This window comes from Lutibacter sp. (assembly GCF_021647475.1).
Classification (GTDB): domain Bacteria; phylum Bacteroidota; class Bacteroidia; order Flavobacteriales; family Flavobacteriaceae; genus Lutibacter.
The window spans coordinates 1-24,094 of record NZ_JAKIUR010000009.1; the positions used below are offsets into that span (position 1 = coordinate 1).

The following is a 24,094-nucleotide window of genomic DNA, read 5'->3' on the forward strand; positions in this document are numbered from 1 at the left end:
TGATTACTGTGTATACGAACATCAAATGTTAATTTACTGATGTCAATACCAATTGTTTGTTTAATTCTCATAACTTTGTATTTAAGTTTATTAAAATGGTTACGTTGACTAAAACCTTTATAAGGTAGTCCGATATCCCATCGGATCTTAAATTCTATTTGGTCCTTGTAACCGGATTTAAAAGAATGGGGACTAATACGAGTGTTAGTTATCAAAAACTACGAACTGACCTAGTTCACCCCATTCTTTTTCTTTTAACAAATTTAAATGTTTTTATCAGTTTGCTAATCTAAAGGAATTGACGAAATTTTATCATAATGCACAACAGGTTTATTTAATAAATTTTATAATTTGTTTAATAACAAAGTCATCTTTTAAAATACGCCTATGTCCTAAGTTATTAGTAATTAGTAATTCATTTTGTTGTAAATTTTGACGAATGTTATGTGCACAACTTACATGAACATCATTATCATTGGTGTCATGAATTATTAAGACAGGAATAGTAACTTTTTTTGCAGCTACATTAGCCGAATAATTATCAATATCTTCACCAAATTTCTTAAAAAAATTTTCTTTAATTTTTGAAACCATAATTGGTTTTAATTCTAATTTGGCAACAAAATCTTTAATAATATCCGTAATTACACATCCTGCACTAATGCTAATAGCTTTTTTCACCTGCAAGCCTTGTTTAATACTATTTAAAACCGCCATTCCGCCTAATGAATGTCCAATAGCAATTTCAAACGGGCCGTATATTTTTTCAAGATGTATTATGGAGGTTATAAATTCACTCATCATAGTGGTTTTACCCGTGGAGTGTCCGTGAGCTGGGCCATCAAAACTAATAGTCATAAATCCATTTTCTAATAATTTATCGGCAATTTTATACAATTGAGTTCCTCTTCCAGACCAACCGTGAACCAATAAAACTTTCCTTTTTGAATATCCGTAAGAATACACCATGATTTTTTTTTGTAACTCAGGAATTAAAACCATTTCCTTTTTAGCACTTTTCTCCATTATCTTTTCACGTTCAGGAGTTTTGAATTTTATAGGAGTACTAAATATTTTTATAGCAAATTTAGTCGCTAAATTTGTAGAAATAGCTTGTAACACTTTACCTATAATTAAAATGGGTTTAGGTATTTTGGTATAATTAATTTGTGGTTTAAATTCTTCTGGTTTTTGGCGGTTCATAAAAAGTTTATTTTGAATGTAAATATAGAATTTGTAATTTTAGAATTCTCTAAAAAAAACTAAAAAATGAAAAAAATCACCTCTTTATCCGTACTGTTTTTATTTATGTATAGTTGTAGTACGGTTCCTATAACTGGTAGAAAACGATTAAATTTTGTAGGTGATGAACAAGTGCTACCTGCCAGTTTTGCACAATATCAAGGGTTTTTAAAAGAAAATAAAATTTCTAAAAATGTAAAGGAAACCAATGAAATTAAAGAAGTTGGAAAAAATATTTCTCAAGCTGTAGATCGGTTTATGCGTGCAAATGGCATGGTAAAGGAAGCGAATAGTTATAAATGGGAATTCAATTTAATTGAAGATAAAACAGTAAATGCTTGGTGCATGCCTGGTGGAAAAGTAGTTTTTTACACAGGTATTTTACCAATTTGTAAAAATAAAGATGGTATTGCTGCGGTAATGGGACACGAAATTGCTCATGCATTTGCTAAACACGGACAAGAACGTATGACTTCTGGAATATTACAACAAGCTGGGGGACTTGCAGTTGCGTTGAGTACTTCTAATAAAGATCCAAAAACTAGACAAATTTGGAATACAGCTTTTGGTGTTGGTTCAGGTGTTGGTTTATTAGCATTTAGTAGAACTCATGAAACTGAAGCAGATAAATTAGGAATGGTTTTTATGACCATGGCAGGATATAATCCAAAAGAAGCGATTAATTTATGGATTAGAATGAGTCAGCAATCCAAAGGAAATAAACCGCCAGAATTTTTAAGTACGCATCCATCTGATCAAACAAGGATTAAAAATCTGAAAGCTTATTTGCCAACAGCCATAGCCTTGGCAAAAAAATATAATGCTCAACAGTTAAACACAAATCAATAAGCAATCCATATAAAAAATATTTATAGTATATTGTAAACCGTTCTAAAAATTAGAGCGGTTTTTATTTTATGTTACAAAAAGGAGATAAAAAATTAATAAATGCTTGGGCATTTTACGATTGGGCAAATTCAGTATATTCTTTAGTAATTAGTACGGCAATTTTTCCTATTTATTACAGTAGTTTAACAGATTCTTTTGAAAATATAGATGGGAAAATTTCGTTTTTAGGAACACTATGGACTCCAACAACATTGTATGATTACACGCTAGCATTTTCATTTTTGGTAGTTGCTTTTATCTCTCCAATATTATCAGGTATTGCAGATTATACGGGAAATAAATTAAAATTTTTAAAAGCATTTTGTTTAATTGGTTCTTTATCAGTTATGAGCTTATTCTTTTTTAAAGGAGAAGAAACCCTTTGGGTAGGTATTGTTTTTACCATTTTGGCAAGTATCGGTTTTTGGGGAAGTATTGTTTTTTACAATGCGTATTTACCCGAAGTTGCTTATCCTGAACAACAAGATGATGTTAGTGCCAAAGGATTTATATTTGGTTATACAGGCTCTATATTTCTATTGCTTTTTAGTTTAGTAATGATTAATAAACCCGAATTATTTGGTATTCCAGATGCAGGAATGGCTTCTCGTATCACTTTTTTATTGGTTGGTATTTGGTGGTTTGGTTTTGCACAAATTACCTATAAACGATTGCCAAATAATGTGTACAATAGAAAACCTAAAAAAGATTTTATTTGGAAAGGTTTAAAAGAATTAAAAGTAGTGGCCAAAGAAGTTTTCAAGCATAATGAATTGAAATTCTTTTTGTTAGCGTTTTTTATGTTTAGCGTTGGTGTACAAACTATAATTTTAATGGCAGGTATTTTTGGTAGTAAAGAATTGAATTTACCAACCTTAAACTTAATTATAGTTATTTTATTGGTACAAATAGTTGCTATTGTTGGTGCTTTTTTATTTTCTAGATTATCAGATAAAATAGGAAATTTAGCTACTTTAAAAATCACAATTACTATTTGGGCAGTAGTTTGTGTTTCCGCTTTCTCATTAGATAAAAATCAAGAAAATGTAGTTTATTATTTTTATGGCTTAGGAGCATTAATTGGATTGGTTTTAGGAGCTATTCAATCTTTATCACGTTCAACTTATTCAAAATTATTGCCAAAAACTGAAGATCATGCTACTTTTTTTAGTTTTTATGATGTTACCGAAAAATTAGCTATTGTATTTGGAATGATTATTTTTGGCATGTTGGTTTCTTTAACTGGATCTATGCAATATAGTGTATTGTTTTTAGGTATTTTCTTTGTTTTATCTTTTGTTTTGCTGACCTTTGTTAGAAAAACAAAGTATGTCCAATAAATATGATTTTATTGTTGTTGGAGCAGGTATTGTTGGTTTAGCAACAGCGTATAAATTGCAATTAAAATTTCCTCAAAAAAAAATAGCGATACTTGAAAAAGAATCTAAAGTAGGAATGCATCAAACGGGTAGAAATTCAGGAGTTATGCATTCAGGAATTTACTATACTCCAGGTTCTTATAAAGCAAAAAATTGTAAAAATGGAAGAGCCCAATTAGTAGAATTTGCTAAAAAATATGCTATTAAATATGATATTTGTGGGAAAATAATTGTTGCTACAAAACAAGAAGACCTACCAATTCTAGAAGATATATACGCAAAAGGATTAGAAAATAAAACAGAAGGAATTCAGTTTTTATCAGCAGATGAAATCAAAGAAAAAGAACCATTTATTGAAGCCATAAAAGCTATTTGGGTTCCTACTACAGGAATTATTGATTATGTTGGGGTTTCAAATAAATTTGTAGAATTAGTTGAAAATATTAACCCTAACAGTAAACTTTTTACTGATTGTAAAGTTAAAAAGATTTCTTCAAAAGAAAATATAACCGAATTAGAAACTTCTTTAGGGAACTTTACTGCTGAAAAAGTAATTTTTTGTACAGGTTTGCAATCAGATAGAACTGCTGAAAAAGATAACTTAAAATTAGATATGCATATTGTTGGTTTTAGAGGTGATTATTTTGAATTAACTGATAAAGCCTCCCATAAAATAAACAATTTAGTGTATCCGGTTCCTGATCCAAAATATCCATTTTTAGGAGTTCATTTTACACGGATGATTAATGGCGGAGTAGAATGTGGACCAAATGCGGTATTCACCTTTAAACGAGAAGGTTATAAGCGAACAAGTTTTAGTTTTAGAGATACTTTTGAAGCTTTGACTTTTGGAGGAACTTGGAAATTATTTTTTAAAAACTGGCATAAAGGAATTGATGAATATAAAAGAGCTTTTTCTAAACGATTATTTGTAAATGCACTAAAACATATGATGCCAAGTATTACACCTGATGATGTACAACCATCACGTGCAGGAGTTCGTGCTCAAGCTATTGATTATGATGGAAATATGGTGGATGATTTTAAAATTATGAAACATAATGGTAATATTCACGTATTAAATGCACCTTCACCAGCAGCAACTTCTTGTTTAGCCATTGCCGATGAAATAGTGGGACATGTATTGAATTAGCATTTTAGAATATGATTTTATCATTGCGAAGTTTTGAAAAAACTGTGGCAATCTTATGATATTAATTTCTTATTAAGAAAGGTTCTGTTTTAGAAGATTGTGGAATTTTCAGGTCAGTACAAGGAAAAAGTGCAGAAAATCACACATTGCATAAATTTTCAATTATTTTAAAGACTATAACGTACTGACTATAAGCGTGAAAGATAGTTCCACATTATCTTACAACAGAACCTTAAGAAATAACTTCATTGCGTTGCTCCTTGTTATGACGTCCTTGCGAGTGCAACGAAGCAATCTGTTTTTTTAGGGAGAGATAACCACGCCCTGCTACGCAGGTCTCGTTATGACGTGTAGTTTTGTAATTACTGTAAAAGTTAGGAAATTTAAAGGCAGTTTTTTATACAATTACTTTAAAAGTATTAAATTACTAAATTGTTATAAAAATTAATCACATGGAATTTTACCAAAAAGAAATTAGACTAAATCCTTACAAAAGAGGATTTCATTTAATTACAGCTACTATTTTAAATCAATTTGAAGAGATTAAAAATATTAAAACTGGGCAATTACAAGTTTTTATAAAACATACTTCAGCAAGTTTAACTATTAATGAAAATGCTGATGCATCAGTTCGTACAGATTTTGAAAATTATTTTAATCAGCTTGTTCCAGAAATTAATAATAATTTTACTCATATAATGGAAGGGGCTGATGATATGCCTGCACATATTAAATCCTCTATTTTAAGTAGTTCTTTGCAAATACCTATTACAAATGGTAAATTAAATATAGGAACTTGGCAAGGTATTTTTTTATGTGAACATAGAAATAGTGGAGGCTCTCGTAAGTTAGTGTTGACTGCTTTTGGTAACTAATCTATTCTTTTTGATTTTACATAAAAGTTTTTATCAATTTTAAATGTTGATACTGGTGAATCTAGTTTTAATTTCTTCCATTTATTTGTTGGGAATATCCATTTTTCAGAATCATTTATCTTCACTTTTAAAGGCATATCAAAATGGTCAACGATGTTAATCCATTTATAAGTTAATGTGTTATCAGAAATTTTATAGGCTAATGCTGGAATTTGAATATCTCGCAAGTATTGATTAAAAAAGGCTGATAAATCAATTTTTGTATGTTCACTTAAATAGTTTTCAATTTGTTTGGTGGTTACTGTTTGGTGGTAAAATTCTTTATTTAAACCTCTAAGAATTTCTCTCCACTTGGCATCATTATTCACTAATTGTCTTAAGGTGTGTAGCATATTTGCACCTTTAGAATACATATCTCCAGAACCAGAATTATTTACATTATAACTGCCAATTATTGGTTTATCATTTCTAATATTTTTTCTTAGACCAATAATATATTCACTACTTGCATTTTTACCATAGTAATAATCTAAAAATAAGCTTTCAGAATAGGTTGTAAAACTTTCATGAATCCACATATCAGCAATATCTTTATAGGTTATATTATTTGCAAACCATTCGTGACCAGATTCATGAATAATAATATAATCAAATTTTAATCCCCAACCTGTACCGCTTAAATCTCTTCCTAAATAGCCGTTTTGATAGTGATTTCCATAAGTTATAGAGCTTTGGTGTTCCATTCCTAAATAAGGTACTTCAACCAATTTATAACTGTCTTCATAAAAAGGATAAGGCCCAAACCAATACTCAAAGGCTTCTAACATTTTTGGAACTTGTTTGAACTGTTTTTTTGCTTTAATTAGGTTTTCTTTCAGCACATAATAATCACAATCTAATATGCCTTTTTCACCTTTATATTTTTCTGAAAAGTGGGCATAATCACCAATATTCATATTAACTCCGTAATTACTAATTGGATTGCTTACCACCCAATGATATGTTTTTGTGTTATCATTATTTATAGTTACTTTTTTTAATCTACCATTTGAAACATCCATTAAATTATTTGGGGTTGTAATATTTATATTCATACTATCAGGCTCGTCGTACATATGATCTTTACAAGGCCACCAAAGACTAGCACCATCACCTTGACAAGAAGTTGCTATAAAATCTGTGCCATTACTATCTTTTTCCCAAGTTAAACCTCCGTCCCAAGGTGGTAGTACAGCAATTTTGGGTTTTCCTTTAAAAAATATAGTTACTTCATTTTTATCACCTATCAGTTGTTTGTTTTTTAATTCAATAAAATAAGAATAACCATCTTTTTTATAATTAAGAGTAGTGTTGTTTTGAGTTACTTTGGTAATTTTCATAGGTTTTTGTAACTCTATTTGCATAATTTGATTGCTATTAAGCACCTTGTAGGTTATAATATTTTTTCCTGAGATAGATTTTGTTTTAGGATTTACTTTTATGTTTAAATTATAATGTTTTAAATCCCACCAAATACGTTCTTTTGTAATAGAACCTCTAAGCGTATCTTGATGTGTGAATTTATTTACTTGTGCAAAAGCTGGAGTTATAATTAATAATAAGAATATAGTTATTAATATTTTTTTCATAAAATAGATTTATTTTCTATAATATGAATATACTAATAATTTTAGAGGTGTTATCTAAGAAAGTCGAAAACTTGTATTTATCATTTTTTTGAATGAAAATAAATTATTTGCTTAATTTTTTAAATGATAAAAGTGCTTTTTTCAAATTTAGTTTGGCCTGTTTTGATAACAAAATTTTATAATTCCATTTAAAACCTTCAATTTTTATCACAAATGCTTTGGGTGTTTTATGATATACAGTTTCACACAAATTTAAAATTTGATTTGGAGGAACGGAATGCGTTGTAAATTCAAATTTTGAAGATGCTTTTAAAGGCTCAATTGAGAATCCATTTTTGAGGTTATCTTTACTAGCATCAACAAAAATTACAGTATCATAATAGGATATAGTTTCGGCATCTTCTACCATTAATTGATATTTATACAATAAATTATCGGTATTGTAACCTTCTTTTTCTAAAGCGTCTAAAAAACACCAGCCAAGTCCATCGTCTTGTCTGGTGTTATTTCCAATACCAATTATAAGTGTTTTATCTAATTTTTTTGTCAATAAGGTTTCCATTGTTATCTTCTATTTCAACAATTAAAGGCATTTCCCCTAAAGCGTGAGTGGCACAACTTAAGCAAGGATCATAAGCTCTTATAGCAATTTCTATTTGATTTAACATAGGTTCTGTAATTTCAGGAACATCTGTTAAAATATTTTCAGCTACTTGCCTAACTGCTTTATTCATTGCTTCATTGTTATGTGTTGTAGAAACTATTAAATTACATTTGGTAATAATCCCTTGATTATCTGTGTGGTATTCGTGGATTAGTGTGCCTCTTGGTGCTTCAATAATTCCAATTCCTCTATTTCTAGAGATACCTTCTCTAATTAAATCATCAGATAATAATTCATCATCTAATAGAAGTTCTTTCATCAATTCAGCACAATGTAACATTTCAATTAAACGAGCCCAGTGTGTGTGCATGGTCATATTATTAACTGAATTATTACTTTGTTGTTTAAAAATAATTCGTTCAGCTTCAGCTAATGGTGTGGGAATAAAAGCACAAGTATTTAAACGTGCCAATGGACCGACTCTATTCCAACCATTTTCTCTACCGTATTTTAACATATATGGAAATTTAAGATATGACCAAGGCTCAACAGCTTCCTTAAAATGATATTTATATTCAATATCTTCAATGTTTAATAATTCATTACCTGCAAAATCTATAGAGCGAAGTCTGCCATCATAAAATTCTAAAGCACCATTTTCTTTATTAACTAAACTTAGATGATTTGATGGATATGCAGCAAAATGGTTAATCCAATTACTGTTTTTGGCGTGATACGATTTTATAAAGTCAATAATTTCTTGTGACCATTCAATCATAGTATCAATATTTGGAATTTGTGTACCATCTAAAAAATAGGAGCGTTTATTTTTGGTAAATGTTTTTTGAACTCCGCCAGGTGTTGCCATAATTCCATGAATTTTTTTACCCGCAATTGCCTTGATAATTTCTTGTCCAAATTTTCGCATTAAAATTCCTTTTTTGGCAAGTTCTCTATTGGCTTCAGCGACAGCAACAATATTTCTTTTTTCGGCAGGAGCATTAATTCCAAACAACAAATCTGGCGATGCTAGATAAAAGAAATGTAATGCGTGTGATTGAAAAACTTGTCCGTAATGTAATAATCTTCTTAATTTAGTTGCGGCTGGAGATAAATTTTCAGGATCAACACCAACTAATTGGTCAATGGCTTTTGCTGCTGCTAAATGATGACTTACTGGGCAAATACCACATAATCTTTGTACTAGTACAGGAGCTTCCCAATAAGGATGTCCTTGAATAAATTTTTCAAAACCTCTAAACTCAACAATGTGTAAATAAGCATTAGTTACTTTGCCATTTTCATCAATTTTAATGGTAACTTTTCCGTGGCCTTCAACACGAGTAATAGGATCTATTATTATTTTTTTTGTTTTCATTTGATCAATTTTTGATTAATCATATTTAAATTCAGGATATGCAATTGAAAATTCTTCATCGAATAAAATATTTTTAACAACACTCCAAATATGGTTAGCATTTGGTGGGCAGCCAGGAATATGATAATCAATTTTAACTATTTCGTGATTTGGATATACTTTGTTTAAAATTTTAGGAATATCTTCATGATTGGGAATACAAGTTTCATTATCTTCACTAGTCATAGAATTTAAATAGGCTTCTTTTAAACATTCTTCTAGAGGAATTGTATTTCTATTGGCAGGTAAACCGCCCCAAATAGCACATTCACCAACCGAAACTAAAATGTCACAATTTTTGCGGAAGGCTCTTAATACTTCAATATTATCAGTATTACAGCAACCACCTTCAATTAAACCAATATCACAGTGTTTGCTAAATTTTTTAATATCTGTAATAGGTGATTTATTGAATTCTATTACTTCTAGTAAATCTAAAAGACCTAAATCTACATCTAACAGAGACATGTGGCAACCAAAGCAACCAGCTAAAGAAGTGGTAGCAACTATTTTTTTATTTCCATTTGTGTGGTTAATTTTAGTTTTATTAAATGGAATAGTTTCTCCTAATTGTCCATAATCATATTTTCGTTGACCAAAAGGTTTTGCCACAGATTTTCCTTTTACTAAAATAGAGCCAGTAGGACAAATTTCCATTGCACGTTCTGCCTCAACTTCAGATAATTTTGCTTCTTGTTTATAATCAATTCCAATAACAGTTTCATTTCCTCTATTGGTAGCGTTAAAAACAGTATAACCATCTTTAGTTTTTACTTCTTCAACACAGCGTTTACATCTAATACACCGGTTTTGATTTACTACAATACGTTCGGGTCTTGCATCTACCAATCGATCCACAAATAAATGAGGAAAACGAGTATATCTAATACCCATTTCGTATCCTAAATTTTGCATGGCACAATCGCCACTTTTTTCACAAGAGGGACAGAAGTGATTACCTTCTACAAACATCATTTCTAATATAGCTTTTCTTGCATCTAACATTTCAGTAGAGTTTACTTCAAAATCCATGCCTTCATCTACCTGAATAGTGCAACCTGCAATACTTCTGCCATTTAATTTTATGGAGCAAATTCGGCAAGTTCCTAATGGGTTTCTATTTTTGAAATGGCATAATGTTGGAATAAAGACTCCGTTTTGTTTTGCGGCTTCAATTAAATTTTTTCCTTTTTTTGTAGTGCAAACTCTACCATCAATTTTAAAAGTTACAGTTTTCATAATTGTTGAGTTTTAAATTAATGATGATTATCTTTAATAATACTATCAAAATCTTGAATAGCACTTTCCATATCAAATTCAACGTTTTGATTTTCGTTTTCACTTAAAATTTTAAATTTAAAATAGTCGCTAAACTTTTCTGTTGCGGTTGAAAAAGTGTTTGAAGCAGTTTTACCTAAACCACAGCGACTAGTTAATTTCATTATGTTTCCCCAATCCTTTATTTCTTGTAAATCTGTTGAGGTGCATAAACCTTTTTTAAGTTTTTTAATTTTTTCAAATAAAATTTGATTTCCTGCACGGCAAGGAGTACAGACACCGCAAGATTCTGACCTGAAAAATTTAGTAAAGTTTTCTAAAATTTTAATGATGCCTCTGAATTTGTTAAAAACCATAATGGCTCCACCACAGGTTAAATCTTCATTGCAAATTTTTCTATTGAATTCAGTTTCGTTAATACATTCACCAGAAGGACCAGTAATTTGAACATAATTTGGAGCAGTAGCTTGACATAATTGAAGAAGTTCTTTAACGGTCATTCCCCATTCAATCTCGTAGATTCCAGGTTTTGCTACATCACCAGAAACACTTATTAATTTTGTTCCTTTACTTTTTTCAGTTCCAATGTTTTTAAAATAATCAGCTCCTAATTCAATAATTCTTGCTGCGTTAGCAAAGGTTTCAACATTGTTAACAATGGTTGGTTTTCCTAGATATCCAACATCTGTTGGAAAATATTTTCTAATTCTAGGTTCTCCTCGTTTACCCTCTAGCGATTCAATTAAAGCAGTTTCTTCACCACAAACATAGGCTCCAGCACCTAATTGTATTTTTAAATTGAAGGTGAAGTTATTAATGCCTAAAATTTTATCACCTAAATAATTGTTATTATAGAAGTTATGGATTGTTTCTTTAAGTTTTGGCAATAAATATTTATATTCTGCTCTTAAATAGATAATACCTTCTTTGGCACCTACAACAAAAGCTGCAATAATCATTCCTTCAATAACAAGATCAGGAAATTCCATAAGTAAGATTTTATCCTTAAATGTTCCAGGTTCTCCCTCATCAGCATTGCAAATAATGTATTTAGTTTTAGCTGAATTTTTTTTACAGGCTTGCCATTTTAAGGCTGTAGGGAAAAATGCACCGCCACGACCTTTTAAATTAACATCAGCAATAGTTTTTAAAATTGAATCCGCATTATTTTCTTTCAATTTGTTTATTGAATTTCCAGGAGTATAATCCTTAAAAAATACAGTTTTATCATCTTCAGGAATGTATTGTATTTTACTTTTAGGGTTATCAGCAATAGTTTTAATAGGTATATTATTTTTTAAATCCTTAATTATTGAAATCACTTTTTCAGGAGTTAAATCTGTAAAAGGATAAAAATTAATTAAAGCTGCTGGTTCTTGATCGCTTAAACCTATACAAGAAGTTTCAAAAAGTGAAAACAGTGGATTGTTGTCATATTTTCCAAAAACGCAACCTGTTTCTTTTTCAAAAGTTGTTTTAACTTCCCTAAAACCTTTAAACTCAGAAATTATACTATTATTTAAATAAATAATATATTTTCCTGTGGGTTTTTGATGAAAAAAATGATAAAAGGTAATGACCCCTTCAACTTCAATAGTTGATATTTTTAACAATTTGGCTATTTCAGTTATAGCACTTTGGGAAATAAAGCCTTGAGCATTTTGTTGATTCCACAACAAGTTAAGAAGATGTGTTCTTTCCATACGGAAAAACTTTTGAATTAATTGTAACTAAAGTTACGAAATAAACAAATTAAATTCTTGACTTTTTGCTTACTAAAGTTGAATTGCATTTAATTCAAAAGTTTAAAATAAAACAATAAAATAATTAATTATATAATCTAAAAAATTGTAAACAGTTTAATTATTTATGTATTTATTTGAGGATATTTTGCCTGTTTTTTTAAGAATAATATTAAATAAAATTTATAATTAATGAATTTTAAAGATAAGTTGCTTAAAATGATGGATTTATAATGTAAATTTTACACTTGTAATAAAATTTCTTCCAATATTTGGTATCCCATCTATTTTTAATCGAGATAGGTGAGAAACATAAGAAGTATTTGCTAAATTATTCACGTTAAAATTAATAGTGAAATCTATTTTTTTTAGTTTAATAGTTCCACCAACACCAACATTTATTAAATTATATGAGTTTGTTGATGTTTCAAAAGCACTTACATTATTTTGTTTAAAATGACTTTCATATGTTATTGCAGCGAAACCATTATTCAACCATTCTTTTTCGTTTAGCTCAATACGTAAGGTATTTGTAAGTTTATTTGCAGGAATTAAAGGTAAATAAGTTCCATTACTTTGTTTGCCAATAACCGTTTCATAACTACTATTAAAATGTAACCAATCTATTGGATGTGGATGAATATGAAATCCAAATTCTCCACCATACAATTCTGCATTATTTTGAATGTAATTGTAAACAACATTATTATCGAGCATTTCACCAGTAGGAGCAATGTAAATGTATTTATTAATGCCGTTATAAAATCCGTTTGCGAAAATTTCAAAGTGGGTAGATTTATATTCTAAGGCAACATCTGATTGAAAATTATGTTCACTTTGTAAATTATTGTTTCCAATTTCGTATCTATTAGAACCTTCATGTACTCCATTTGATGTTAATTCTGCTAAGTTTGGAGATCTAAAGCCTGCTGCAAAATTAAATCGGCTGGTTACAGCACCAAATAAAGTGGTTTTATACCCAAAAGAAGCAGTTACGTTTTTAAAGGATTTATCAATAGCATTAAATACATGTTGTTCTGTGTCAATACTTTTTTTAGTAGATAGGTTTCTGTTATCAAAACGAATTCCTCCTTGAAAACTATTTTCATTTATGGTATAATTACCCGTTACAAAAACACCAATATCATTAATTTGAGCATTTGGTATTAGTACATCCACACCTAAAGTTTTGTTTTTTTGATGCATACCTTGAATTCCTAAAATAGATTCAAAGTTTTTTAGTTTTGGCAGATGCCATTTAATATCATAACTATAAGTTTTAAGTTTTAAATGTAAAGCCGGTATTGTATTGGCATTTGTATTAGGTGCTTCAATTTCTTTTCTATCATTAGAGGTAAAACCAAATGTGGAGGTTATTTTAGAATTTGGTAGAAAAATAATGTTGTTGAAACTTATCATTTTGTTCGTTAAATCTTGATACGGATAGGTATGTGTTTTTTGTTTTGTTTGAGCACCAATTTCTTCTGGAATACCTACTAAAGTATGATCAAAATTAAATCGTAGAGTGCTAGAAATTAGTTTATTGTTGTAATTTGTAGCGGCGTTAAATATAGTTTCATTAAAACGAGAATCAGTAACTCTCATCTTATTTGGTATTTTATAGTCACTTTGAAGTCTATGTGTACCATTAACTAAAAATTTCCAAGATTCATAAGATTTTCTGTATCCAAATGAAGTGCTATATCCATCGGTATTGGAAAAATATTTTTGGTTGATATTTAGTTTAAATGAATTGTCTTCAGCAAATTTTAGTGGATTAAAAAATAGCACACCACCCATTGCATCTGAGCCATATAGTAACGAAGCAGGTCCTTTAATTACTTCAACACTTTCTACACTAGATTCATCTACACCTAAACCGTGTTCTGCTCCAAATTGCTGATTTTCAAGTCGTAATCCTTGTGAATATACTAAAACTCTGTTTCCACGTAAACCTCTAATTACTGGTTTTCCAATGGCAACACCAGTAGATACTTGCGATACGCCAGGCAAGGAAGTTATCCCTTCAATCAAAGTTGCAGCACCTCTATTTTTTAATTGTTGAATACTTGCTCTTTCAACTTTCATTACATTTTGAGATTGTAATTTATTAAAAGGAGTTGAAATTATGACTTCATCCATTTTAAAAACAGCATCCTTTAATGTGAAGTTAGCTGTATTATTTCCTGTTGAAATTTGAATATTTTTATTTTGGGATTGGTAGCCAATAAAAGCCGCAGTAACTACAAAATTTGCATTTGGTAAATTAGTAATCGTATAATTTCCGTTACTATCCGTAGAAGTTCCTTTATGAAGTTCTGTAATATAAATATCAACACCACTTAAGGGTTGATTTTTAGTATCTGTAATTTTGCCTGTTAATTTATTTTGAGCTTGGGTAAGCGTACTAAATCCTATAAATAGGATTAAGAAATAGTATTTCATGAATTTTAATTTTATTGTTAATTTTTAAATGTAAAAACGGATATTAACAATAATAAGGAGGAGCTCTTGAAGATTTGTAATGATAATGAAATAAAACTCTAATTGAGTGATAAACATAGTTTTTATCTTCAATATTGACTTTTTCTAAAAAAGAAAAATCCGAAGAAAAATCTATGGTATTATAGTTAAGTTGATAATGAAAAATAGCACAATTGGCAGTATAATCTGTCATTTGCACTTGATGATTTCCTATTTTTTGTGCGTGATGATGTTTTGTGAAAGCATGAGAAAACTGTGCTGTAATTGGAAACAACACAGCAATTACAAACAAATAGGAGATTATATTTTTAGTTCCTTTATGGATGGCTTTATTTTTTAGATTGCAAAGTTAGAGAAAACTAATCTTTAACCCCCAACTTTTCTAATATTACTTCTACTAAACACCATTTTGTAATGGAAGATTGTAATAGGTTTGCCCCAACAAAGGCTGTAAACCATAGCCAATTAATATTTATTTTAATAGCTAATAATATGCTGATTAGGATAAAAGTTCCTGCAATTGCTCTAATTAATCTTTGTTTCATTTTTATATTTTTTAATTTGATTTTTCAACGTTTAAAACTGCAACATGAACTTTTGATAGTGATTCTTGTTTATCGTTAAAAGCTTTAACTCTACTAAATAATTCTTCAGTATCTTCTTTTTTGAAAAATGCATAAAACATTATAGAGTTATTTTCATGGCGTTCTCCTGGAAACCAATCATCTAAACTCGCTTCTTTGGAGGTGTTTCTGTAGCCAATAATATTTTGATAGGAAAAATTAGGGATATCTGAATTTTTTAATATTCGCTTAATATCCTTTTCAAATTCCTTAACGGCAGTGATTACTATTAATTTCATAATTATTTTATTTAGCGTTAGTCAATTTTATTTTGAATCCCATTTGTTTTTTTCTGATAAATAATAAATTACAGGAACTACAATTAATGTTAATAAGGTTGAAACTACTGCTCCTGCCACTAATGAAATAGCTAATCCTTGAAAAATTGGATCGAACAATATGATAGAAGCACCAATAACAACAGCTCCTGTTGTTAATAAAATTGGAGTAGTTCTAACGGCACCTGCATCAATAATTGCTTGTTTAATGGGTACTCCTTCATTTAGTCTAATTTCTATAAAGTCAATAAGTAATACTGAATTTCTGACCATAACACCAGCCAAAGCTATCATTCCAATAAATGAAGTTGCTGTAAAAAATGCACCTAATAACCAATGACCAAATACTATTCCAATTAAGGATAGTGGTATGGCAGCCATCATTACTAATGGAGTTTTAAAGTTTTGAAACCAACCAACAATCAACATATAAATAATAACAATAACTATTAAAAATGCAGTGCCTAAATCTCTAAAAACATCAAGTGTAATTTGCCATTCCCCATCCCATTTAACCGTAAAATTATTTTCATTATCAGGTTGTTTACTATATAATTCATTAAGTTTATATCCTTTAGGTAGTTTTATTTTTTGAAGTTTTTTAGTCATTCCTAAAATGGCATACACTGGGCTTTCTAACCCTCCGGCCATATCTGCAGTTACATAAACTACTCGTTTTTGATCTTTTCTAAAAATAGTTCTTGGTAAGGTGTCTTTTTCAACGTTAACTAAATCACTTACAGGAACAACATTTCCTTGTTTTCCTCTTATTTTTAAGTTTAAAATATCTTGTAAATCGGTTTTGTCTTTATCATCTAAAGCCATAATCATAGGAACTTGATCAAACGAATTTTCATCATATAAATCAGAAATAGGATATTCACCTAATAAATAAGTTAGATTACCTACAATTTGTTTTGGAGCAATACCATTTAGCATTGCTTTTTCTTCATCTATATCTAATTTGTATTTTATTTGGGGGGCTTCAACCATCCAATCGATATCTACTACATTTTTAGTATTTTTTAAAATATCTTTTACTTGTTTTGCAACTTTTATTTGGTCTTTATAATTTGGACCATAGACTTCAGCTACAATAGTAGATAATACGGGTGGTCCTGGTGGAACTTCTACTACTTTTACATTAGCTTTATATTTAGCAGCAACTTCTTGTATTTTATTTCGAAGAATTTTGGCAATATCATGGCTTTGTAATTTTCTTTCAGATTTATGTAATAAATTTACTTGAATATCTGCCATATTGCTACCTCCTCTAACATCATAATGCCTAACTAGTCCATTAAATGTAATTGGAGATGAGGTTCCTATATAAGTCTGATAATTAACTACTTCTGGAACTTGATTAACATATTGTGCAATTTCTTTAGTAACTACAGCAGTTCGTTCTAAGGTAGTACCTTCTGGCATATCAATAATTACCTGAAATTCATTTTTATTATCAAAAGGCAACATTTTTACGGCTACTGATTTTGTGAAAAACATTAGAATTGAACCAATTAGTAATATAAAAATAGTACCAAGCATTGCCCAACGTCGCGTTTTATTATTTAATAATGGAAGCTCTATTTTTTCATAAATTTTATAAATCCAATTGGTTTTTATTCCTTTTTCTTTTTTCTTTTTTTGCTTATCTTTTTCTCGCAATAAATGATAGCCTAAATAAGGTGTTATAGTAAGGGCTACAAATAAAGATAAAATCATAGCAATAGAGGCTCCAATTGGCATTGGACTCATATAAGGGCCCATCATACCCGATACAAATGCCATTGGTAAAATAGCTGCAATTACAGTAAAAGTTGCTAGTATAGTTGGGTTTCCAACTTCATTAATAGCATAAATAGCGGCTTGTTTAAATGGTAGCCGTTTCATTTTAAAATGCCTATGCATATTTTCTGCAATAATAATACTGTCATCAACCACAATACCAACCACAAAAACTAAGGCAAATAATGTAATCCTATTTAAGGTATAACCTAATAAATAGTAGCTAAACAAGGTTAGTGCAAAAGTTAACGGAACAGAAAAGAAAACTACTAATCCACCACGCCAGCCCATAGCTAACATTACTAAAATAGTTACTGCTAAAATGGCAATTCCTAAATGAAGTAGTAATTCTCCTACTTTATGCGAAGCAGTTTCACCATAATTTCTGGTGATAGTTACATGAACATCATTTGGAATTAAGCTTTGTTTTAAGTATTTAATTTGTTTTAATATTTTTTCGGAAATTTTCATGGCATCAGCACCTTTTACTTTTGCTATGGAAATGGTTACTGCAGGATAGTCACTTGGACTATTTTTGAACTTATTGTTGGCTTTTCCATAACCAAACGCAACATAACTTTTTGGTGTTTCAGGACCATCTATAACGGTGGCTACTTGTTTTAAGTAAACAGGTGTGTTTTTGTAAATACCTATTACTAAGTTTTTTACATCATCAGCAGTGCTTAAAAATTTTCCAGTAGTTATTAAATATTCTTTATCATTTTTATTAAAACTTCCTGATTGAGAACTACTGTTATTGGCTTTAATCATTTGCATAATAGTTAGCGGATCAATACCTTGTTCTGCCATTTTATCCTTATCCAAAATAATTTTAAGCACTCTATTTCGTCCGCCAATAACTTTGGTTATAGAGACATCTTTTACTTTTTTAATTTCCGAAGAAACTTCTTCTGCTAATTTCCGAAGATCAAAATCACTATAATTTTTACTCCATAAAGTAAGTCCGAGCATTGGCACATCATCAATAGCACGCGTTTTAACTAACGGTTGTGTAGCTTTTTTTGGAAGCATACCTTGATGGTGCATTAATTCATCATATAATTTTAAATAGGAGTCTTCGGTGTTTTCTCCAACATAAAATTGAATTACCATCATTGCTTTACCATCCATAACAATGCTATGGATATGTTCAACTCCTTTTATATTTGAAATCACTTTTTCAAGTGGCATAACCACTTTACTTTCCATTTCTTTTGGGCTTGCACCTGGATAACCAACCATAATATCGGCCATAGGAACAATAATTTGAGGTTCTTCTTCTCGTGGTATTAAAAAAGAACTATATATTCCTATTGCCATTAATGCAATCATCAATAAAATGGTTAATTTAGAATTGATGAATATGTTTGCAATTTTACCTGAAATTCCTTCTTGCATGCTTCTTGATTTTTTTAGTAATTAGTATCAGATTAATTTTGATAAAATTATTTTTGAATGATAACTTTTTCTCCGTTAAATAATTTTCCATCGGCAGAAGCTATGTATTGTTCATTAGCATTTAATCCTGATAAAACTTCTATATTATCTCCGTAAGTTTTCCCTAAACGAAGCCATCTCAAAATAGCAATGTTTGTGTCGCTAACAGTATAAATACCAGATAATTGACCTTTGTGCATCAGTGAACTTATAGGGATTAATATGGCATTAGTTGAGTTTAAAGATTTTGGTGTATTTTTAACTGGAAATTGGACTGATGTAAACATTCCTGATAAAATTTTTGTATTAGTTTTATCTAATAATACCTTAACTAAATATTGTCCTCCGCTATTTTTTGCAGAAGAGCTAACTTCGGCAACCGTACCATTAACAATTTCATTACTAGATTTTATAAGGACTTTAACTTTTTCTTTCGGAATTATAGCAGTAATTTCGGATTCAGTTACTAAAGCAATTACTTGGTATTTCCCAGGAGTTTCAATACTAATAAGTGGTACGCCGGGATTTGCCATATCTCCTTTATTGATGTATTTTCCTGTTATTATTCCTGAAAAAGGAGCCGTAATATTAGCGTAAGATAATTGTGAATTTACTTGATTTTTTATTTGAGTAGCAGCATCTAATCGTGCTTTTGCCATTTGATAATTAGTAGTAATATCATCTATTTCTTTTTGCGAAACACTTTTTTCTTTGTATAAAGCAGTATATCTGTCAAAATCTTTTTTAGCATTATTAAATGCTGCAGTTGCTTCAGTAATTGAAGCTTCTACTTGAGCTTTTTTAGCGGTTATATCCGTACTATTAATACTTAGTAATAATTGTCCTTTATTAACTTTTTGTCCAAGTTTTACGTAAACTTGATTTACAAAACCCATCATTCGTGTGCTTAAATTGGCATTTTGAACCGCTTCAATTTTTCCGCTGGCCAAAATATAGGTTTCATTTTCTATTATTGGTGTGCCTAACTTAACATTTATTGTTGGTGTAGTTGCCAATTCTTTTTTGTTATTCCCACAACTGCTAGCAAATACTAGCGTAAATAAAGATAAAATTATAGTTATATTTTTCATGAATAGTTTTTTTTAGTTAAGTAAAAATTTAACATAAGCTTTTGAGTAATTGTAACTAAAAACTGTTTGTAAATTTTCTAATTGTTTTTGTAAATATTTAGTTTCGGTAATTAATAGATCAGAAGTTTTTTCTAATCCTTGTTTAAATCGGTTTGTTCTAATTCGTAATTCTTCTTTAGATTGTTTAACAGCTAAAGCGGTTAGTTTTAATTTATTTTCGGCATCTTTTAATTGTCGTTTTGCTTTATTAAATTCAAGTGAACTTTTGTTTTTGTATTGCTCAAGACTAATTTGTGCCTTATCATAGGTTGCTTTTCCTTTTTGAATTTTTCCAATTCGTTTAAATCCTTCAAATACATTCCAAGAAAGTTGTGCTCCAACTACATATCCTTTAGCTCGTGTACCAAATAAATGATTGTCATACATTTCATAACTTCCAAAAGCATTTAGTGTTGGTAAATAGGTATTTTTAGAAGCTTTATACATATAATTATAAGCATCAGTACTTTTTTGCATTGCCTGAATGTCATCTCTAGTATTAGATAAAGTTAGATCATAAATGTCTGTATCAATTGTTGCTTCTAGGTTGTTAGCAGGTTTTAACGTAGTAGTAGTTTTTTCGCCCATTAAAAAATGAAGATAATCTGAAGCATTTTTTACAGCACTTTTTGCACTTAATAATTGATTTTCAACTTCTGTAACGTGAATATCAACAGATAATATGTCTGCTTTTTGAAGATAACCTTGTTTAAAATTATTTTCCGCCACTTTCTTATTAGCAATAGCTGCTACCTTTGCTTTATTTAGAACTTGTACAGCTTTATATGCAACTTGTAATTGCATATATGCTTTGGTAACTTCTAATTTTATATAATTTTTGGTGCGATTAGCACTTAAATTTAAAGCATTCATTTTTGCTTTTGCAGCTTTACGCATTAGTAAACCATCAACATTTAAAATAGGTTGTTTTACTTCTATTTTTGTAGCGTAATTTTGAATTTCTTTTGGGTTATTTAATAAGGCTGGATCAAAATCTTCAGGAGTTAATATTTCCTGATTTAATTTTGAACCAAAGACCATTAAAGGATTTGTAGTAGTAATTCCTGTATGAGAAATAGAAATACTTGGAAGCAAAATGGCGCTAGTTTGATTAAAATCTGCTTTTGCTGCTTTAAAATCTTCATTTGAAATTTTAATAGTATAATTATTATCTGCAACTTTTAACAGTACATCTTCTAAAGTAATTACACCTTTACTCTGTGCTAAAATAATAACAAAATTAAATAGGAAAAATGTAAATAATATTACTTTTTTACTTCGCATAGTTTCTGATTTTTAGTTTGATGCAAAACTAAGTCAAGCAAAAAATGCAGACAGTAATAAAAATTACACACTTTTGTAATAAATGTTACATAAAATAAAATTTTAGTTTTGAATTATTTTACTTCAATCTTGTTCATTTTCAAGTAAAGTTGAATCATGTAGTTGTACAGGATTTTTGCCTTTCTTCATTTTTAAATTTAAAAACTCTACAAATAATGAAAAGAAAATTGCAAAATATAAATATCCTTTAGGGATACTGTGTACTTCGTTACCTAATAATACCACGTTTGCTAAATGAGAGACTTCAGCCAACAACATTACACTAATTAAAATTAAAAAAGAAAGTCCTAAAATTTGTATGGTTGGGTGTTCATTTACAAATTTACTAACAGGGCTGGCAAATAACATCATCATTAAAATGGAGATTATAACTGCCAAAATCATAATAAGCATTCCACCTTCATAACCAAAGCCTGCTGGTGGATTATCTAAATTTACAAGTCCAATAGCTGTTAAAATACTATCAAAAGAAAAAACGACATTTAACACTGAAATTTGGATAATAGCATTCCACAAACCACTTTTTGAGTTTTTTGTTTTACTTTCTTCAACTCCTTCTAATTTATGGTGAATTTCGGATACACTTTTATAAAGTAAGAAAAGTCCTCCACCCATAATTATTAAACTTTGTCCTGTAACTCCAGCTTTTAGCCAAGATATATCTATATAAAATAATGCATTTTGTAACTTTAATACATAGGTAATGTCAAAAAGCAAAACAATTCTAAAAACCATAGCTAATAATAACCCAATATTTCTAGCTTTTGGTTACTCTTTAGGTTTTAAGTTATTTGAAATAATTGAAATGAAAATAATATTATCAATACCTAATCAATTTCTAAAAATGTTAATGTTAATAAAGCAATCCAAGTGTTTGCTTGTAAAAATATTTCCATAATTTATTTTTTTATCAAAATAGTCCCTTTTTGAATGTAATTTGAATGTCCAATTATGGCTTCAAAATCATAAGAATTATTATGAAGACTTGTTATTTTAACATGGATAGGTTCTTCATCAATAGCATTTTTTGGGTGAAGCATTTTCAACGTGTAATTAAAATTGTTTTTCCAGAGGATGGAAAGCGTATCAATTCTATCATCATATTTTTCAATTTGCAAGGTATCGGTTCTTGTAATAAATGTGGTACTATAACCTTTTCCTTCAGGAATTTCAAAATTTCCATGTTTAAACCTATCAGGATTTAAAGGTTTGTTGTTACAAGCATAGATTGCAAAAAATACGAGTAGAAAAGTTATCTTTTTCATTAGATTCCAGTAAAGTTATTAGGTGTTATTTGTTTTAATTCATTTTTAATAGTATCAGAAACTTGTAATTCATCAATAAAATTGGCAATAGATTTTTGGGTGATTTTAGTATTGGTTCTTGTTAAATTTTTTAAAGCTTCATACGGATTGGGATAGGCTTCTCTTCTTAAAATAGTTTGGATAGCTTCTGCTACAACCGCCCAATTATTATCTAAATCTGCTTTGAATTTTTCTTTGTTAATGATTAACTTATTTAATCCTTTTAACGTAGAATTAAAGGCAATAATTGTATGTCCAAACGGAACACCAATATTTCTTAATACCGTTGAATCGGTCAAATCGCGTTGTAATCTTGAAATTGGTAATTTTGCAGATAAATGTTCAAAAATGGCATTTGCAATTCCTAAATTTCCTTCGGAATTTTCAAAATCAATCGGATTTACTTTATGTGGCATTGCAGAAGAACCAATTTCACCCTTTTTAATTTTTTGTTTAAAATATTCCATAGAAACATAAGTCCAAATATCTCTATCAAAATCTATTAAAATAGTATTAATGCGTTTTAAAGCATCAAAAATTCCAGCTAAATGGTCATAATGTTCAATTTGAGTAGTTGGAAAAGAATGATATAATCCTAATACTTTTTCTACAAATTGTGTTCCAAAAGCTTTCCAATCTATATTTGGATAAGCAACTTTATGTGCGTTGTAATTACCAGTTGCACCACCAAATTTTGCAGCATAAGGAATGTTTTGAAGCTGGGTTACTTGTTGTTCAATACGTTCAATAAAAACTTGAATTTCTTTTCCCAAACGTGTTGGAGAAGCAGGTTGTCCGTGAGTTCTGGCTAACATTGATACATCTTTCCATTCCAAAGCCAATTCTTTTAATTTTAATAATAAATTTGCTAATTCAGGATAATAAACAGCATCAAAAGCATCGTGTAAGGATAACGGAATCGCCGTGTTATTAATGTCCTGCGATGTTAATCCGAAATGAATAAATTCTTTATATTTTTGAAGTTGAAGTTGGTCAAATTTTTCTTTAATAAAATATTCAACAGCTTTAACATCGTGGTTGGTAACTTTCTCAATATCCTTAATCTGTTGAGCATCTTGGGTAGAAAAGTTATTATAAATGCTTCTTAATTCTGTAAAAAGTGATTTGTCAAAATCTTTTAATTGAGGAAGAGGAATTTCCACTAAGGCAATAAAATATTCAATTTCTACTTTTACTCGGTATTTAATTAAAGCTTCTTCAGAAAAAAAAGGAGCTAAGTTTTCTACTTTTGATCGGTATCGTCCATCAATAGGTGAAATAGCATTTAATTTAGTTAAGGACATTTTTTTAGTTTGATGTTAAAAAACAAAATTAAGGAAATAAACCTTAATAAAAATTGTAAAAATTAGCTTTTTTCTTTGTCCTTTTTCTTAGGAGATAACTTGTACATTAAATAGCCAAAACCAACAATTATATGTAGTAAAACTACCGCAATAATAACGTAATACCAAAAATTTGAAATTCTCATAGTTCAAAAATAAG

The 24,094-nt window shown here is 29.3% G+C and carries 19 protein-coding genes and 1 pseudogene; 4 read left to right on the forward strand and 16 right to left on the reverse strand.

What is annotated here, in order from left to right:
• Window positions 1-330: 330 nt before the first annotated feature.
• Complete coding sequence (locus L3J60_RS03475) at window positions 331-1,203, reverse strand: alpha/beta hydrolase (protein ID WP_291974098.1); 873 nt, start codon at window positions 1,201-1,203, stop codon at window positions 331-333.
• Between the two features lie 66 nt (window positions 1,204-1,269).
• Between L3J60_RS03475 and L3J60_RS03480 the strand changes: the two genes are divergently transcribed.
• From L3J60_RS03480 to L3J60_RS03495, 4 genes are all read left to right on the forward strand, one after another.
• Entirely contained in the window at window positions 1,270-2,091 is an 822-nt protein-coding gene (locus L3J60_RS03480; protein ID WP_291974099.1) for a M48 family metallopeptidase, read from the forward strand.
• Window positions 2,092-2,159: 68 nt separating this feature from the next.
• Window positions 2,160-3,470, forward strand: a complete 1,311-nt coding sequence (locus L3J60_RS03485) for an MFS transporter (protein WP_291974100.1) — start codon at window positions 2,160-2,162, stop codon at window positions 3,468-3,470.
• On the forward strand, window positions 3,460-4,662 hold the full coding sequence (lhgO, locus tag L3J60_RS03490; RefSeq protein WP_291974101.1) for an L-2-hydroxyglutarate oxidase: 1,203 nt from the start codon (window positions 3,460-3,462) through the stop codon (window positions 4,660-4,662). The genes L3J60_RS03485 and lhgO overlap by 11 nt, the downstream gene beginning before the upstream one ends.
• 452 nt (window positions 4,663-5,114) lie before the next feature.
• Complete coding sequence (locus L3J60_RS03495) at window positions 5,115-5,537, forward strand: secondary thiamine-phosphate synthase enzyme YjbQ (RefSeq protein WP_291974102.1); 423 nt, start codon at window positions 5,115-5,117, stop codon at window positions 5,535-5,537.
• Here the strand turns inward: L3J60_RS03495 and L3J60_RS03500 are convergent.
• The 15 genes and pseudogenes from L3J60_RS03500 to purB form a co-directional block, all read right to left on the reverse strand.
• On the reverse strand, window positions 5,534-7,165 hold the full coding sequence (locus L3J60_RS03500; protein ID WP_291974103.1) for a M1 family metallopeptidase: 1,632 nt from the start codon (window positions 7,163-7,165) through the stop codon (window positions 5,534-5,536). The genes L3J60_RS03495 and L3J60_RS03500 overlap by 4 nt on opposite strands.
• A gap of 103 nt (window positions 7,166-7,268) precedes the next feature.
• Entirely contained in the window at window positions 7,269-7,727 is a 459-nt protein-coding gene (locus L3J60_RS03505) for a hydrogenase maturation protease (RefSeq protein ID WP_291974104.1), read from the reverse strand.
• Window positions 7,696-9,147 (reverse strand): Ni/Fe hydrogenase subunit alpha, encoded by a 1,452-nt coding sequence (locus tag L3J60_RS03510; protein ID WP_291974105.1) that lies wholly within the window; start codon window positions 9,145-9,147, stop codon window positions 7,696-7,698. Before L3J60_RS03510 ends, L3J60_RS03505 begins: the two co-directional genes overlap by 32 nt.
• 15 nt (window positions 9,148-9,162) lie before the next feature.
• Complete coding sequence (locus L3J60_RS03515; RefSeq protein ID WP_291974106.1) at window positions 9,163-10,425, reverse strand: 2Fe-2S iron-sulfur cluster-binding protein; 1,263 nt, start codon at window positions 10,423-10,425, stop codon at window positions 9,163-9,165.
• 17 nt (window positions 10,426-10,442) lie between these two features.
• Window positions 10,443-12,167: an NAD(P)H-dependent oxidoreductase subunit E gene (locus L3J60_RS03520; RefSeq protein ID WP_291974107.1), complete on the reverse strand. Its 1,725-nt coding sequence runs from the start codon at window positions 12,165-12,167 to the stop codon at window positions 10,443-10,445.
• 267 nt (window positions 12,168-12,434) lie between these two features.
• Entirely contained in the window at window positions 12,435-14,651 is a 2,217-nt protein-coding gene (locus tag L3J60_RS03525; protein ID WP_291974108.1) for a TonB-dependent receptor, read from the reverse strand.
• A 43-nt stretch (window positions 14,652-14,694) separates the two neighbouring features.
• Complete coding sequence (locus L3J60_RS03530) at window positions 14,695-14,982, reverse strand: hypothetical protein (RefSeq protein WP_291974109.1); 288 nt, start codon at window positions 14,980-14,982, stop codon at window positions 14,695-14,697.
• Window positions 14,983-15,049: 67 nt separating this feature from the next.
• Entirely contained in the window at window positions 15,050-15,235 is a 186-nt protein-coding gene (locus tag L3J60_RS03535; protein ID WP_291974110.1) for a DUF2892 domain-containing protein, read from the reverse strand.
• A gap of 11 nt (window positions 15,236-15,246) precedes the next feature.
• Window positions 15,247-15,552 carry a hypothetical protein gene (locus L3J60_RS03540; protein ID WP_291974111.1) on the reverse strand — a complete coding sequence of 102 codons (306 nt, stop codon included), beginning with the start codon at window positions 15,550-15,552 and terminating at the stop codon, window positions 15,247-15,249.
• 27 nt (window positions 15,553-15,579) lie between these two features.
• Window positions 15,580-18,774: an efflux RND transporter permease subunit gene (locus L3J60_RS03545; RefSeq protein ID WP_291974112.1), complete on the reverse strand. Its 3,195-nt coding sequence runs from the start codon at window positions 18,772-18,774 to the stop codon at window positions 15,580-15,582.
• Between the two features lie 47 nt (window positions 18,775-18,821).
• Window positions 18,822-19,904, reverse strand: coding sequence for an efflux RND transporter periplasmic adaptor subunit (locus L3J60_RS03550; protein WP_291974113.1), 1,083 nt, complete (start codon window positions 19,902-19,904; stop codon window positions 18,822-18,824).
• Window positions 19,905-19,916: 12 nt separating this feature from the next.
• Window positions 19,917-21,227, reverse strand: coding sequence for a TolC family protein (locus tag L3J60_RS03555; protein WP_291974114.1), 1,311 nt, complete (start codon window positions 21,225-21,227; stop codon window positions 19,917-19,919).
• Between the two features lie 123 nt (window positions 21,228-21,350).
• A pseudogene (locus L3J60_RS03560) lies at window positions 21,351-22,183 on the reverse strand (TerC family protein).
• 3 nt (window positions 22,184-22,186) lie between these two features.
• Window positions 22,187-22,552 carry a hypothetical protein gene (locus tag L3J60_RS03565; protein WP_291974115.1) on the reverse strand — a complete coding sequence of 122 codons (366 nt, stop codon included), beginning with the start codon at window positions 22,550-22,552 and terminating at the stop codon, window positions 22,187-22,189.
• Complete coding sequence (purB, locus tag L3J60_RS03570; protein ID WP_291974116.1) at window positions 22,552-23,895, reverse strand: adenylosuccinate lyase; 1,344 nt, start codon at window positions 23,893-23,895, stop codon at window positions 22,552-22,554. Before purB ends, L3J60_RS03565 begins: the two co-directional genes overlap by 1 nt.
• Window positions 23,896-24,094: the final 199 nt, after the last annotated feature.

Coding starts and splice junctions, on each gene's coding strand:
- L3J60_RS03475 (WP_291974098.1), bottom strand. CDS start 1,203: ATGAACCGCCAAAAACCAGAAGAATTTAAACCACAAATTAATTATACC.
- L3J60_RS03520 (WP_291974107.1), bottom strand. CDS start 12,167: ATGGAAAGAACACATCTTCTTAACTTGTTGTGGAATCAACAAAATGCT.
- L3J60_RS03485 (WP_291974100.1), top strand. CDS start 2,160: ATGTTACAAAAAGGAGATAAAAAATTAATAAATGCTTGGGCATTTTAC.
- L3J60_RS03480 (WP_291974099.1), top strand. CDS start 1,270: ATGAAAAAAATCACCTCTTTATCCGTACTGTTTTTATTTATGTATAGT.
- L3J60_RS03505 (WP_291974104.1), bottom strand. CDS start 7,727: ATGGAAACCTTATTGACAAAAAAATTAGATAAAACACTTATAATTGGT.
- lhgO (WP_291974101.1), top strand. CDS start 3,460: ATGTCCAATAAATATGATTTTATTGTTGTTGGAGCAGGTATTGTTGGT.
- L3J60_RS03510 (WP_291974105.1), bottom strand. CDS start 9,147: ATGAAAACAAAAAAAATAATAATAGATCCTATTACTCGTGTTGAAGGC.
- L3J60_RS03540 (WP_291974111.1), bottom strand. CDS start 15,552: ATGAAATTAATAGTAATCACTGCCGTTAAGGAATTTGAAAAGGATATT.
- L3J60_RS03495 (WP_291974102.1), top strand. CDS start 5,115: ATGGAATTTTACCAAAAAGAAATTAGACTAAATCCTTACAAAAGAGGA.
- L3J60_RS03545 (WP_291974112.1), bottom strand. CDS start 18,774: ATGCAAGAAGGAATTTCAGGTAAAATTGCAAACATATTCATCAATTCT.
- L3J60_RS03525 (WP_291974108.1), bottom strand. CDS start 14,651: ATGAAATACTATTTCTTAATCCTATTTATAGGATTTAGTACGCTTACC.
- L3J60_RS03555 (WP_291974114.1), bottom strand. CDS start 21,227: ATGCGAAGTAAAAAAGTAATATTATTTACATTTTTCCTATTTAATTTT.
- L3J60_RS03515 (WP_291974106.1), bottom strand. CDS start 10,425: ATGAAAACTGTAACTTTTAAAATTGATGGTAGAGTTTGCACTACAAAA.
- L3J60_RS03500 (WP_291974103.1), bottom strand. CDS start 7,165: ATGAAAAAAATATTAATAACTATATTCTTATTATTAATTATAACTCCA.
- purB (WP_291974116.1), bottom strand. CDS start 23,895: ATGTCCTTAACTAAATTAAATGCTATTTCACCTATTGATGGACGATAC.
- L3J60_RS03565 (WP_291974115.1), bottom strand. CDS start 22,552: ATGAAAAAGATAACTTTTCTACTCGTATTTTTTGCAATCTATGCTTGT.
- L3J60_RS03535 (WP_291974110.1), bottom strand. CDS start 15,235: ATGAAACAAAGATTAATTAGAGCAATTGCAGGAACTTTTATCCTAATC.
- L3J60_RS03550 (WP_291974113.1), bottom strand. CDS start 19,904: ATGAAAAATATAACTATAATTTTATCTTTATTTACGCTAGTATTTGCT.